This is a genomic window from Ectopseudomonas oleovorans (assembly GCF_029845265.1).
In the GTDB taxonomy this organism is placed as follows: Bacteria; Pseudomonadota; Gammaproteobacteria; order Pseudomonadales; family Pseudomonadaceae; genus Aquipseudomonas; species Aquipseudomonas oleovorans.
Genome location: NZ_JAOCLK010000037.1, coordinates 37,422 through 49,495 on the forward strand (window position 1 = coordinate 37,422; position 12,074 = coordinate 49,495).

The following is a 12,074-nucleotide window of genomic DNA, read 5'->3' on the forward strand; positions in this document are numbered from 1 at the left end:
TACTAGTTGTGGGGTGGGACTTCCGATCGGTCCAGCGCCTGACTGTCTTCCGGCAGCCAGGCCAGGGCGACCTCTTCCTGGGTGCTGAGTTGCGGGGCTGAACTGTCGTTCAGGTTCTTCACCACCAGCTCGCTGCCGCTGGCGGTTTCGAAGTGGTAGCGGATGTATTCGCCCACGTAGTGGCGGGTGACGAAGCGGGCCTTGACCTGATTGCCGGCGGCGCCAAGGCGGTCGGTGAAATTGAGTTTTTCCGGACGCACCGACACCGTGGTGGGCTGGCCGACCTCGGTGCAGTTGGCCTTCAGGGTGCTGACCAGGCCGCCATCGGTGAGGCGCACTTGCACGCGATCAGCCTCGACCGCTTCGATCACCCCTTCGAGCTTGTTGCTCTCGCCGATGAAGTCGGCGACGAACAGGTTGGCCGGACGCTCATAGAGCACATGCGGCGCGGCGCATTGCTGCACCACGCCGTTGTTGAACACGGCGATGCGGTCGCTCATGGTCAGCGCTTCGGTCTGGTCGTGGGTCACGTAGATCACGGTGAAGCCGAGCTGCTCGTGCAGGCGCTTGATCTCGAACTGCATCTGTTCGCGCAGTTTCTTGTCCAGCGCGCCGAGTGGCTCGTCCATCAGCACGATGTCCGGAGCGAAGATCAGCGCGCGGGCCAGGGCCACGCGCTGGCGCTGGCCGCCGGAGAGCTGACCGGGGTAGCGGCCGCCGAAGGCCTGCAGCTCGACCAGGGCGAGGTACTGCTCGACCTTGGCGCGAATCTCGTCCTTGGGCAGCTTGCGAATTTTCAGCGGGTAGGCCAGGTTTTCGCGAATGGTCATGTGCGGGAACAGCGCGTACTGCTGGAAGACCATGCCGATATTGCGGTCATACGGGGCGATGCTGGTGACGTTGCGGCCGTTGATCAGGATCTCGCCGCTGGTCACGTCCTCGAAGCCGGCGAGCATCATCAGGCAGGTGGTCTTGCCGGAACCGGAGGGGCCGAGCAGGGTGATGAATTCGCCCTTGGCCACATTGAGGTTGAAGTCCTTGACCACCAGGGTCTTGTGATCGTAGGTCTTCTTGACGTTGGTGAATCGCAGGAACGCGTCGTTCCCAGCCTGCGCAGTCATAGTCCTCCCCGCTATCCGCAATGTGGAGTCAGCTCGTGGCCAAGGCTCCAACTTCTGAGTCGATTCGCCTCCTTCGTGGGCGGCGATCGTTATGGCGATAGGCAAAAGCAATAAGCAAGCCAGATTACGGCTGGCCGGCTGATAGCGCTCTGCTATGCAGGCTCAAGCCTAGTCCATGCTGGGGGAGATGCGAGGCGGGGTGTGGAAGGAGGTAACAGCGGAAGGGGGAAGAGGCACCTGCCGACACGCACTCGGCAGGTGCAGCTTGCTCAGCTGTTGGGCAGCAGGCGTACGGTCAGGCTCTTGATGTAGCGGGTTTCATTGATGGCCGGGTGTACCGGGTGATCCGGGCCCTGGGCGCCGCGCTCGAGCAACTGGATGTTGCGGTCCAGGTGACGCGCGCTGGTCAGCAGGATGTTCTGCAGGTTGTCTTCCTCCAGGTGCATGGAGCAGCTGGCGCTGACCAGGATGCCGTCCTTGTTGAGCAGACGCATGGCGGTTTCGTTGAGGCGGCGGTAGGCGGCCTCGCCGTTCTTGATGTCCTTCTTGCGCTTGATGAAGGCGGGTGGATCGGCGATCACCACATCGAAGCGCTCTTCTGCGGATTTCAGCTCGCGTAGCGCGGCGAATACGTCACCCTCCACGCAGGTGACTTTCTCGGCGAAACCGTTGAGCGTGGCATTACGTTCCACGCCGTCGAGGGCGAAGGCCGAGGCGTCCACGCAGAACACTTCGCTGGCGCCGAAAGCCGCGGCCTGCACGCCCCAGCCGCCGATGTAGCTGAACAGGTCGAGCACGCGCTTGCCTTTGACATAGGGCGCCAGGCGCGCGCGGTTCATGCGGTGGTCATAGAACCAGCCGGTCTTCTGCCCTTCGATAACCGGTGCTTCGAACTTCACGCCGTTCTCTTCCAGCGCTACCCACTCCGGCACCTCGCCGTAGGCAGTCGCCACGTAGCGTTCGAGACCTTCGGCGTCGCGCGCGCTGGAGTCGTTCTTGAACAGGATGCCGCTGGGTTTGCACACCTGGATCAGCGCGGCGAGCACGTCGTCCTTGTGTGCCTCCATGGTGGCCGAAGCCAGTTGGACCACGAGGATGTCGAAGAAACGGTCGACCACCAGCCCCGGCAGCAGGTCGGAGTCGCCGTACACCAGGCGGTAGCAGGGCTGGTCGAACAGGCGCTCGCGCAGCGACAGGCAGACGTTGAGGCGATGCACCAGCAGGGATTTGTCCAGCACGTGCTTGACGTCGCGTGACAGCAGACGCGCGCAGATCAGGTTGTTCGGACTCATGGCGACGATGCCCAGCGGCTTGCCGCCGGCGGCTTCGAGAACAGCCTGGTCCCCGGCGGCAAAACCATGCAGCGGGGTGGCGGCGACATCGATCTCGTTGCTGTAGACCCACAGGTGGCCGGCGCGCAGGCGTCGGTCGGCGTTGGCTTTCAGGCGCAGACTGGGCAGGGAAGACATGAGTTCGGGCTCCGCGGGGAAAGAGCGGGATTATAGCGGTTTGCGCGCCGGGCCGGCGTTTACAAAAGTCGGCTGCGAGCAGGTCGGTGCTTTGGCTAGACTGTGCGCTACTTCTCACCCTGCACGATCCCTCTTTCATGACCTACGAACTTACCGCCGAACAGATCCAGCAAGTCCTGCAGGGGATCAGCGTACCGCCGCAACCACAGATCATGGTCGATCTGCAGATGGAACAGATCATGCCCAGCCCCGATCTGCGCAGCATCGCCAAGCTGATCAGTCAGGACCCGGGGCTGTCCGGCGCGCTGCTGAAGATCGTCAACTCGCCACACTTCGGCCTGGCCAACCGCATCGCTTCGATCCAGCAGGCGGTCAATCTGATGGGCTGCAACACCGTGATCAACCTGATCAATGCGCAGTCGATCAAAGGCGAGCTGACCGACGAAGCGATCCTGGTGCTCAACCGCTTCTGGGACAGTGCTCAGGACGTGGCGATGACCTGCCTGACCCTGGCCAAGCGCCTCGGTTATCACTCGCCTGACGAAGCCTACAGCCTGGGGCTGTTCCACGATTGCGGCATTCCGCTGATGCTCAAGCGCTTCCCCAACTACATGCAGGTGCTGGAGGAGGCCTATGCCAGCGCCAGTGATGAGCGCCGCGTGGTCGATACCGAGAACCGCCTGCTGACCACCAATCATGCCGTGGTCGGCTATTTCACCGCGCGCTCCTGGCGCCTGCCTGAGCACCTCTGCGAGGTCATTGCCAACCACCACAACGCCTTGGCGATCTTCAGCGATGACTCGGGGTGTGACGCTCAGTTGAAGACGCTGCTGGGCATTCTCAAGATGGCCGAGCACATCTGCGAGACGCATCGCGTGCAGGCTGGGCAGGCCATCGACATGGAGTGGCAGCACATCGCGCAGCCGATTCTCGAGTATCTGGGGTTGTCGGAGTATGACTTCGAGAACCTGCGCGAAAGCATCCGTGACCTGGCGGTGCTCTGAGTCTTCATGAGGTTGCGCCGCCGGGCAACTGAGCGGGTAGGCGGCTTACCCTACCGCTTGCTGCGCAGCTCCTGCTAAGGTGGCGCACCGCCGTTTTCCTGTCGTATTGCCATGCCTGAATTACCCGAAGTCGAAACTACCCGCCGCGGTATCGCCCCCTATCTCGAGGGTCAGCGCGTCAGCCGCGTGATCGTGCGTGAGCGCCGTCTGCGCTGGCCCATCCCCGAAGACCTGGACGTGCGTCTGTCCGGCCAGCGAATCGAGTGCGTCGAGCGCCGCGCCAAGTACCTGCTGATCAAGGCCGAAGTCGGCAGTCTGATCAGTCATCTGGGCATGTCCGGCAGTCTGCGCCTGGTCGAATGTGGCCTGGCTGCGGCCAAGCATGAGCATGTGGATATCGAGCTGGAGTCCGGCCTTGCCCTGCGTTACACCGATCCGCGGCGTTTCGGTGCACTGCTGTGGAGTGAGGACCCGCTGACTCACGTATTGCTCAGCAAACTCGGCCCTGAGCCGTTGGGCGGGTTGTTCGACGGTGAGCGTCTGTTTCAGATGTCGCGCGGGCGCAGCATGGCGGTCAAGCCCTTCATCATGGATAACGCCGTGGTCGTCGGCGTGGGCAATATCTACGCCAGCGAAGCGCTGTTCGCCGCCGGTATCGACCCGCGCCGCGAAGCCGGCTCGATTTCGCGGGCGCGCTACCTGCGCCTGGCCGATGAGATCAAGCGTATCCTCGCTCATGCCATCGAGCGTGGCGGCACCACCTTGCGCGACTTCGTCGGTGGCGATGGCCAGCCGGGCTACTTCCAGCAGGAGCTGTTCGCCTACGGGCGCGGCGGCGAGTTCTGCAAGGTCTGCGGCAGCACGCTACGTGAGGTCAAGCTGGGCCAGCGGGCGAGTGTCTACTGTCCCAAGTGCCAGCGCTGAGCAGATAACGATCCGCTGGATATGGGTGAGTCGTAGGGCGGGTGAAACCCGCCGGGATTTCAATGGCGGGTTGCACCCGCCCTACGGCATAAAAATAAGAAAAACGAAGGTGTTAGATGTCCGGCAACTATCTACCGCGCAATCCAGCTGCCGAATGGCTGGGGCGCGGCGTGCTGAAACTCATGGGCTGGCGCATCGTTGGGCAGTTGCCCAAACTCGACAAGTTCGTCGCCATCGGCGCTCACCACACGTCCAACTGGGACTTCGTGATCTTCATTGCGCTGAAGTTCGTGCTGCGCCTCAACGCGCGCTGGTTCGGCAAGCACAGCATCTTTCGCTGGCCCTTCGGCGGCCTCATGCGCAGTTGGGGCGGCATTGCGATTCGCCGGGAGCGCAAGTTGAACACCGTCGAACAGGCCATTCAGGCCTTTCGCGAGCATGACGAGTTCATTCTGGGGCTGTCGCCCGAAGGCACGCGCAAGAAGGTCGAGCGCTGGAAGATGGGCTTCTACCATATTGCGCTGGGCGCGGGCGTACCCATAGTGCTGGGCGCGCTGGATTACCAGAATCGGCGGGTGGTGATCGCTCCGACCTTTTTGCCAACAGGTGACGAGCAAGCCGACCTGGCAGCCATGCTGGCGTTCTTTCGTCCTTACGTGCCGAAAAAGCCGGAGTATGCCTTTCACGGCGATTGACGCCCGTCACGCTGACAATTATCAATGCGCTGTTATAGTTACTGGCACTTTCCCGAATAATCTGAAGGATCGATCCATGAAAGCGTTCCGCACCCCCGCTGTTGTCCTGGCGCTGACCTCTGGCCTGCTGGCGCTATCGGCGCAAGCGGAAGTGGTTCAGCAGAACGCCAGTGGTGATCCGTTGTACACCGTCGAGGCGCCCAAGGGCTATGCCATGATTGGTGATCTGCTCATCGCCCGCCCCCTGCTGATCGGCGCCACTGCGATCGGTGCTGCAGCCTTCATCGTCAGCCTGCCGTTCACCGCGCTGGGCGGTAACGTCGGCGAGGCAGCGCAATCCCTCGTGGTAGCGCCGGGCAAAGAAGCCTTCGTACGCTGCCTGGGCTGCACCAGCAGCGGCTACAAGCAAGACTGATTCGCTGCACTGCTTGTCGCGGCCTCTCTCCTCCTCTCTCCTCCTCATCGAGGCGAGGGGCCGTTTACGTTTTAACGCCGAGAAAAGGAAGAAGCGGTAGTGATGAAGTACCTGCGCTGGGTGATATTGCTGCTGGTGGTAATGGGGCTGATCGCCTCGTTCTGGTTCAGCCAGGGCTGGCTGCAACTCTGCGCCGGGCTGGCGATCTTCCTGTTTGGCATGCAGTGCCTGGAAGACGGCCTGCGTCAGCTGGCCGGCAGCAAGCTGGAGCAGATACTCGGGCGCAGTACGTCCACGCCCTTCAAGAGCCTGTTGTTCGGCGTCGGCGGCACCCTGTTGCTGCAGTCCAGCACCCTGGTGTCGCTGCTGACCATCGCCTTTATCAGCACCGGGCTGATCCAACTGGCGGGCGGCATCGCCATTCTTTTCGGCGCCAACCTCGGCGCCACCAGCGGTATCTGGTTGCTGGCGCTGGCGGGACAGAACCTCAGCCTCAGTCCGCTGGCCTTGCCATTGCTGGTGTTCGGTGTGCTGGCCGGTTTCTTCGGGGCGAAGAGCAAGGCGGCCGGGCGTATCGTGTTAGGCGTTGCCTTCATCTTCCTGGGGATCGATCAGATCAAGGAAGGCTTCGCCAGCTTTGGCGATGGTCTGGACATGAGTGCATACCAGGAAGGCGGGCTACGCGGCGCGCTGCTGTTCACCGCAATAGGCATGGCCATCACCGTGGTGCTGCAATCCAGCCATGCGACCCTGATGCTGACTCTCGCAGCGTTGGCTGGCGGTCAGCTGGAGTTGAGCCAGAGTCTGGCCATTGCCATTGGCTCCAATATCGGCAGCAGTGTGACCACCGGCTTCGTCGGCTCGCTGGGCGGCAACCGCAGCGGGCAGCGCCTTGCCCTGGCCCATGTGCTGTTCAACGTGGTCACTGGCGTGCTGGCATTCATCCTGCTCGAGCCGCTGACCTGGCTGGTGCACGCGCTGGCCGAACCGCTGGGGCTTGGCGAAAACAGCCTGATCCAACTGGCGATGTTCCACACCCTGTTCAATGCCATGGGCGTTGCGCTGTTCTGGCCGCTGCAGGGGCGTCTGGCGCAGTTGTTGATCCGCTGGCTGCCGGAACGTAGCGAGCCACAGGTACTGATCACCGAACTGGCGAGCGAGAAAGTCGCCGAGCCCGAGCGAACGCGAGCGCGCTACCTCAACGAACGGGCGTTGGATTCGGTGGATGCCGCCTCCGGCGCGGTGGTGCAGGAGCTGGGGCACCTTGGCCGCTTGAGCCTCGAGGTGATCTGCCATGCACTCTATCTGCCGGTTGATCAGTTGGCGCGTGCACGGGCGGATGAGCAACTGCTGCAGGCCAAGCCCACGCAGGGCGGCTTCGATGCGGAGCACTTGTACCAATTCCATATCAAGGGTGTGTATGGCGATCTGCTGAGCTTCATGGGGCGCATGGAACTGCCCATGGACGAAGCGCATCAGCAGTTCTGGGTCAGTTGCCAGTTGGCGGCGCTGCAACTGGTGGATGCGGTCAAGGACGCCAAGCACCTGCAGAAGAATCTTGGCCATTATCTGGACGCACCACCCTCGGCGGTGCGTGATGCCTATGTGGAGCTGCGTCGCCATTTGCTCACCACCCTGCACGAGGTGCGTGAGTTGGCACGCTCGGACATGCCTGACGAAATGTGGCAGTCACGCCTGCGTTGGTTGGATGAGCAGGCGGCGAGCTTCGATGCGAGGTTTCGTCAGCGCCTGTTCGCCGAGGTACGCGACGGCCGTCTGGATGGCCTGCAGACCAGCTCGCTGATGAACGACCTGGGTTATGTCAGCCGTATTTTCCAGAGCCTGCGCAACGTGCTGATGCTGAGCAACGAGCAGGCGCTGTTCCGCGAATTGCGCAAGTTCGGTGAGGAGCAGGAGAGCCTGATCAGGCTCTCCTGACACAAGGCGTAGCCCGTAGCCGGATGAAATCCGGGAGCGGTTGTGCAGTTTCCCCGGATTGCATCCGGGCCACGGTCACATTCGGGCGCTGCGCTTCAAGGCGTCGCTGTGCCAATCCCGCGAGGATCGCTCGCGGCCTTCACTTCGCCGCTGACCTTGTCCCAGAACAGCACCTGCTGATTACCGTACTGCCGATCCAGGCGCTTGAGTTCATGGCCACGCCGTTGCAGCTCGGCGATCTGCTCAGCGCTGAAGGTGTCCGGCTCGTGCTCGATCACGTCGGGCAGGAACTGGTGGTGATAGCGTGCCACGGCTGGCCAGCGCTCGATGGGCTGATCGTCCAGGTACTCGAGCATCGACAGCAGCACCATGCTGGGGATACGGCTGCCGCCCGGCGTGCCGAAGGCAGCGAACTCGTCGCTGCTCTCGATAAAGCTGGGGCTCATCGACGACAGCGGCCGCTTGCCTCCGGCAATCGCATTGGCCTGGCTGCCGGTCAGGCCGTAGGCGTTGGCGCCCTGCACGTCGGCGGCGAAGTCGTCCATCTCGTCGTTGAGCAGTACACCGGTGCCGGGTACGGTGAAGGCGGCGCCAAAGGGCAGGTTGATCGACAGCGTTGCAGCGACAGCATTGCCTTCGGCATCGAGCACGGCAAAGTGGGTGGTGTGGTCGCCCTCGTGCCAGGTGCCGGCCGGCGGCAGGCTGGCGCTGGGTGTGGCGCGCTCGGGGTCGATGCTGCCGGCCAGTACAGCCAGATGCCCAGGCGAAAGCAGTTGCTCGACCGGATTCTTGACGAAGTCCGGGTCGCCGAGCAGGCCCCGGTCACGGTAGGCGCGGCGCAGGGCTTCGACCACATAGTGCACGCGCTGTACGGGCTCGGCGTCGCGCCAGGGCAGTTGTTCGAGAATCGCCAGGCTCTGCGCCAGGGCTATACCGCCCGCCGAGGGCGGCGGTGCGCTGATCAGCTCGCGGCCATCTTCCAGGGAGAAATGTAGCGGCGCACGGCGGGCAATACGGTACTCATGCAGGTCATCCTCGGTCCAGATACCGCCGGCATGGCGCACGCCTTTGATCAGGCGCTCGGCTATCGGGCCATTATAGAAACCCTCCCGGCCATGTTCGGCCAGCGCCTGCAGGGTGGCAGCCAGATCCGTCTGACGCAGTAGATGGCCCTCGGCGGGGATTTCGCCCCGGTCAAGAAAGAGCTTGGCGCTTTCGGCATCGTCACGCAGCGCTGCCAGGCGCCAGGTCGCGCGCTCGCGGTAGACACGGTCCACCGCGAAGCCTTCATTGGCCAGGCGAATCGCCGGTGCCAGGCTGGTTTTCAGCGGCAGGCGGCCGTGCTTCTCCGCCAGCTCGACCAATGCTGCTGGCAGCCCCGGAATGGCGGCAGCCAGTGCGCCGTTGAGCGACAGCTCGCGCTGCACCTTGCCATCGCGGACATAGAGATTCGGTTTGGCTTCCAGCGGTGCGCGTTCGCGGGCATCGAGGAAGTCGTAGCCTGGCGTATCGCCGGCAGTTCGCAGCAGGAAGAAGCCGCCGCCGCCAAGGCCTGAGCCGTAGGGTTCGACCACTGCCAGGGCAGCACTGGCGGCGACGGCGGCGTCGAAGGCATTGCCGCCGGCGTCGAGCATCTGCTGCGCAGCGGCTGTGGCAGCGGGGTGAGCGGTGGCAATGGCGGGTTGCTGCGGGGCGGCATGGGCCAGCAGGCTGGCGCCGAGCAGCAAGGTTGATAGCAGGAGTTTGCGCAACATGCGATCTACCTGAGGCGGCTGAAGGAGGCTGGAAGCTTAACAGCCTCGCTCGGGCGAGGGGGCACAATGGGCGCGGAGGAAACGGGAGACCGGCGGTCTCCCGGGGAGAATCAGGCCTTGCCGGTGATGATGCGGTATTTGTGCATCAGTTCATCCTTGCTCTCGACATTGTTCTCGTCGAGCGGGATGCAGTCCACCGGGCACACCTGCTGGCATTGCGGCTCATCGTAGTGGCCAACGCATTCGGTGCACAGGTTGGGGTCGATCACGTAGATCTCCTCACCCTGGGAAATGGCGCCGTTGGGGCACTCGGGTTCGCAGACGTCGCAGTTGATGCAATCGTCGGTGATGATCAGGGACATGGGGCAACTCCTGTCGAGGCGCAGGCTTCGACACTGGCAGACAACAATGGCGCAATTGTGCCGGATTGGTGCGGCTTGTGCCATGAGGCTGGACAGTTAGGCACCGCTCACTGTAGGAGCGGCGCCGCGCCGCGAATCTGAGTTTCGCCAGACAAGCTTCGCCCCGGGGTGGGGCTCCTGCTAAAAGTCGATCTTGCTTAGCTTTTGCGAAAACGCTCGTTCAGCGCGTCGGCCACGGCGGGGTGAACGAACTTGGTGATGTCACCACCCAGGGCGGCGATCTCGCGCACCAGGGTCGAGGAAATGAAGGAGTACTTCTCCGACGGTGTGAGGAACAGGCTCTCGACGTCCGGCGCCAGTTGGCGGTTCATGTTGGCCAGCTGGAATTCGTACTCGAAGTCCGACACCGCACGCAGGCCACGCAGAAACACATTGGCGTTCTGTTCCTTGACAAAGTGCGCCAGCAGCGAGGAAAAACCCACCACTTCGACGTTCGGCAGATGCTTGGTCACCTCTCGGGCCAGCTCGACACGTTGCTCCAGGGGGAACAGCGGGTTCTTCTTGGGGCTGGCGGCGACAGCGATGATGACGTGATCGAACAGCCGCGCGGCGCGCTCGACCAGATCGCCATGGCCTTTGGTGATGGGGTCGAAGGTGCCGGGGTATAACACTCGATTCATCGGGACGTCCTGGCGGGTCGAAAAGGAGTCGGATGGTAGCGCAGCGCATGCCAGCGGCCAAGCCACGGCCTGCGTTGCGTTCTCCCATGCCAGGGCAGTAGCGTCTAGCTCGGGCTTTTCAGCCGCTCGGCCAGCAGCGTCGCAAGCTTGGCGGTCAGGCCGTAGATCGACAGTTGGGGGTTGGCGCCGATGCTGGTGGGAAATAGCGAACCGTCGTGGATCGACAGGTTGGCCAGGTGATGGTGCCGGCCCAGGCTGTCGACCACTGCCTGCTGTGCATCCTCGCCCATGGCGCAGCCGCCCATCACGTGAGCACTGCCCAGGCGGGTGCGGTACAGCGCCAGGTCGAGGTTCTCGATCATGTCCCGGGCCTCCTTCCAACTGCCGACGTAACGCGCATCGGCATGGGTCGGCATCACCGCCTTGGCACCGGCGGCGAACTGGATTTCCGCCATGGTCAGGTAGGCGCGGCGTACGCCGTCCCAGGTGTAGTCGGTCATCTGGTAGTCGAGCACCGGGCTGCCGTCGCCGCGCAGTTCCACACGGCCTTCGGCGCTGTCCGGATGGAAGCCGTCGCGCAGCAGGGCGAGCATCACGTTGGTATGCGGCAGTTGCTCCATGCGCAGGGCGTTCTCGCGGCCGAACTCTCCGAGCAGGGTGGCGGTCAGCGCCGGTTGCAGCGGTGGTACTTCCAGTTTGTAGGAGAGCCGCCCGCTGGTGCCGTCGTCCCACTGGAAATGATCGGAGTAGAGCGACTGCGGCGCACCGTAGAAGGGATTGATCACCTGCTCGAACTGCGCCGCGGAGAAATTCACCAGGTGCAGGTAGGTGCGCCGGCCGACGCGTTTGTGCGGGTCGGGCACCTCGGAGCGCAGCAGGATGCCGGGGGTGTTGATGCCGCCGCCGGCCAGCACGTAATGCCGCGCCTTGACCCGGATGCGCTTGCCGTTGGGTGCTACGCAGCGTTCGTCCATGCCCAGGCAGTCGATGCCGACGACCTTGTCACCTTCGATCACCAGCTTGTCGGCGCGCGCCAGGTACAGCAGCTCGCCGCCAGCATCCAGGGTCGCGGGGATGGTGGTGACCAGCATCGATTGTTTGGCGTTGGTCGGGCAGCCCATGCCGCAGTAGCCGAGGTTCCAGCAGCCGCGCACGTTGCGCGGGATCACTGCCCAGTGATAGCCGAGCTTGTCGCAGCCAGTGCGGATCACCTCGTTGTTGGCGTTCGGCGGCACCACCCAAGGCGCGACGCCCAGACGCTGCTCCATTTTCTCGAACCAGGGCGCCATGGACGCCACGTCATGGCCTTTCACACCATGTGCCTCGGCCCAGTGCGCCAGGGTTTGTGGCGGGGTACGGAAGCTGCTGGTCCAGTTGATCAGCGTCGTGCCGCCCACGGCGCGACCCTGCAGGATGGTGATGGCGCCGTCCTTGCTCATGCGGCCGATGCCTTCCTGATAGAGGGTCGGGTAGGCGTCGGCTTCCTGCATCTTGAAGTCGTCGCTGGTCTTGAGTGGGCCTTCCTCGATCAGCAGCACCTTGTAACCCGCCGCGCTGAGGATTTCCGCGGTGGTGCCACCACCGGCGCCGCTGCCGACGATGGCGACATCGACTTCCAGGGTCAGGTCGTTTTCCAGACGCGAACCGTCATGGGTTTTCCAACCCCTGGCCAGGCCTTGCTTGAACAGATCGGGTACGGGCATTTCGAATTC

General features: G+C 63.4%; 11 protein-coding genes. 5 read left to right on the forward strand and 6 right to left on the reverse strand.

All coding sequences use genetic code 11. The features are described 5' to 3' along the window. Positions 1 to 2 precede the first annotated feature (2 nt). Positions 3 to 1,121: an ABC transporter ATP-binding protein gene (locus tag N5J71_RS17105; RefSeq protein ID WP_279917290.1), complete on the reverse strand. Its 1,119-nt coding sequence runs from the start codon at positions 1,119 to 1,121 to the stop codon at positions 3 to 5. A 269-nt stretch (positions 1,122 to 1,390) separates the two neighbouring features. Beyond that, complete coding sequence (locus tag N5J71_RS17110) at positions 1,391 to 2,590, reverse strand: class I SAM-dependent rRNA methyltransferase (RefSeq protein WP_279917291.1); 1,200 nt, start codon at positions 2,588 to 2,590, stop codon at positions 1,391 to 1,393. Between the two features lie 137 nt (positions 2,591 to 2,727). On the opposite strand from N5J71_RS17110, the gene N5J71_RS17115 reads away from it, so the two are divergent. The 5 genes from N5J71_RS17115 to N5J71_RS17135 all read left to right on the forward strand — a co-directional run bounded on the left by N5J71_RS17115 (position 2,728) and on the right by N5J71_RS17135 (position 7,566). Continuing rightward, positions 2,728 to 3,594 (forward strand): HDOD domain-containing protein, encoded by an 867-nt coding sequence (locus N5J71_RS17115; RefSeq protein ID WP_074855354.1) that lies wholly within the window; start codon positions 2,728 to 2,730, stop codon positions 3,592 to 3,594. Positions 3,595 to 3,705: 111 nt separating this feature from the next. Next, positions 3,706 to 4,518 (forward strand): bifunctional DNA-formamidopyrimidine glycosylase/DNA-(apurinic or apyrimidinic site) lyase, encoded by an 813-nt coding sequence (mutM, locus tag N5J71_RS17120; RefSeq protein WP_074855355.1) that lies wholly within the window; start codon positions 3,706 to 3,708, stop codon positions 4,516 to 4,518. A gap of 116 nt (positions 4,519 to 4,634) precedes the next feature. After that, entirely contained in the window at positions 4,635 to 5,213 is a 579-nt protein-coding gene (locus tag N5J71_RS17125; RefSeq protein ID WP_279917292.1) for a lysophospholipid acyltransferase family protein, read from the forward strand. A gap of 76 nt (positions 5,214 to 5,289) precedes the next feature. Then, positions 5,290 to 5,628: a multidrug transporter gene (locus N5J71_RS17130; protein ID WP_100547311.1), complete on the forward strand. Its 339-nt coding sequence runs from the start codon at positions 5,290 to 5,292 to the stop codon at positions 5,626 to 5,628. 102 nt (positions 5,629 to 5,730) lie between these two features. Further along, the gene (locus N5J71_RS17135; protein WP_257597207.1) at positions 5,731 to 7,566 is read left to right on the forward strand and encodes a Na/Pi cotransporter family protein; all 1,836 of its coding nucleotides are present in this window, start codon (positions 5,731 to 5,733) and stop codon (positions 7,564 to 7,566) included. Positions 7,567 to 7,661: 95 nt separating this feature from the next. On the opposite strand, the gene ggt is transcribed toward N5J71_RS17135, so the two are convergent. From ggt to N5J71_RS17155, 4 genes are all read right to left on the reverse strand, one after another. Then, a complete protein-coding gene (ggt, locus tag N5J71_RS17140; protein WP_279917293.1) occupies positions 7,662 to 9,320 on the reverse strand; it encodes a gamma-glutamyltransferase in 1,659 nt (552 codons plus the stop codon). A 110-nt stretch (positions 9,321 to 9,430) separates the two neighbouring features. Beyond that, the gene (locus N5J71_RS17145; protein WP_003464019.1) at positions 9,431 to 9,682 is read right to left on the reverse strand and encodes a YfhL family 4Fe-4S dicluster ferredoxin; all 252 of its coding nucleotides are present in this window, start codon (positions 9,680 to 9,682) and stop codon (positions 9,431 to 9,433) included. 197 nt (positions 9,683 to 9,879) lie between these two features. Beyond that, complete coding sequence (coaD, locus tag N5J71_RS17150) at positions 9,880 to 10,362, reverse strand: pantetheine-phosphate adenylyltransferase (protein WP_279917294.1); 483 nt, start codon at positions 10,360 to 10,362, stop codon at positions 9,880 to 9,882. Between the two features lie 104 nt (positions 10,363 to 10,466). Beyond that, positions 10,467 to 12,065, reverse strand: a complete 1,599-nt coding sequence (locus tag N5J71_RS17155; protein WP_279917295.1) for a GMC family oxidoreductase — start codon at positions 12,063 to 12,065, stop codon at positions 10,467 to 10,469. Between the last annotated feature and the right edge of the window lie 9 nt (positions 12,066 to 12,074).

Coding starts and splice junctions, on each gene's coding strand:
- N5J71_RS17145 (WP_003464019.1), bottom strand. CDS start 9,682: ATGTCCCTGATCATCACCGACGATTGCATCAACTGCGACGTCTGCGAA.
- coaD (WP_279917294.1), bottom strand. CDS start 10,362: ATGAATCGAGTGTTATACCCCGGCACCTTCGACCCCATCACCAAAGGC.
- N5J71_RS17130 (WP_100547311.1), top strand. CDS start 5,290: ATGAAAGCGTTCCGCACCCCCGCTGTTGTCCTGGCGCTGACCTCTGGC.
- N5J71_RS17105 (WP_279917290.1), bottom strand. CDS start 1,121: ATGACTGCGCAGGCTGGGAACGACGCGTTCCTGCGATTCACCAACGTC.
- N5J71_RS17155 (WP_279917295.1), bottom strand. CDS start 12,065: ATGCCCGTACCCGATCTGTTCAAGCAAGGCCTGGCCAGGGGTTGGAAA.
- mutM (WP_074855355.1), top strand. CDS start 3,706: ATGCCTGAATTACCCGAAGTCGAAACTACCCGCCGCGGTATCGCCCCC.
- N5J71_RS17110 (WP_279917291.1), bottom strand. CDS start 2,590: ATGTCTTCCCTGCCCAGTCTGCGCCTGAAAGCCAACGCCGACCGACGC.
- N5J71_RS17115 (WP_074855354.1), top strand. CDS start 2,728: ATGACCTACGAACTTACCGCCGAACAGATCCAGCAAGTCCTGCAGGGG.
- ggt (WP_279917293.1), bottom strand. CDS start 9,320: ATGTTGCGCAAACTCCTGCTATCAACCTTGCTGCTCGGCGCCAGCCTG.
- N5J71_RS17135 (WP_257597207.1), top strand. CDS start 5,731: ATGAAGTACCTGCGCTGGGTGATATTGCTGCTGGTGGTAATGGGGCTG.
- N5J71_RS17125 (WP_279917292.1), top strand. CDS start 4,635: ATGTCCGGCAACTATCTACCGCGCAATCCAGCTGCCGAATGGCTGGGG.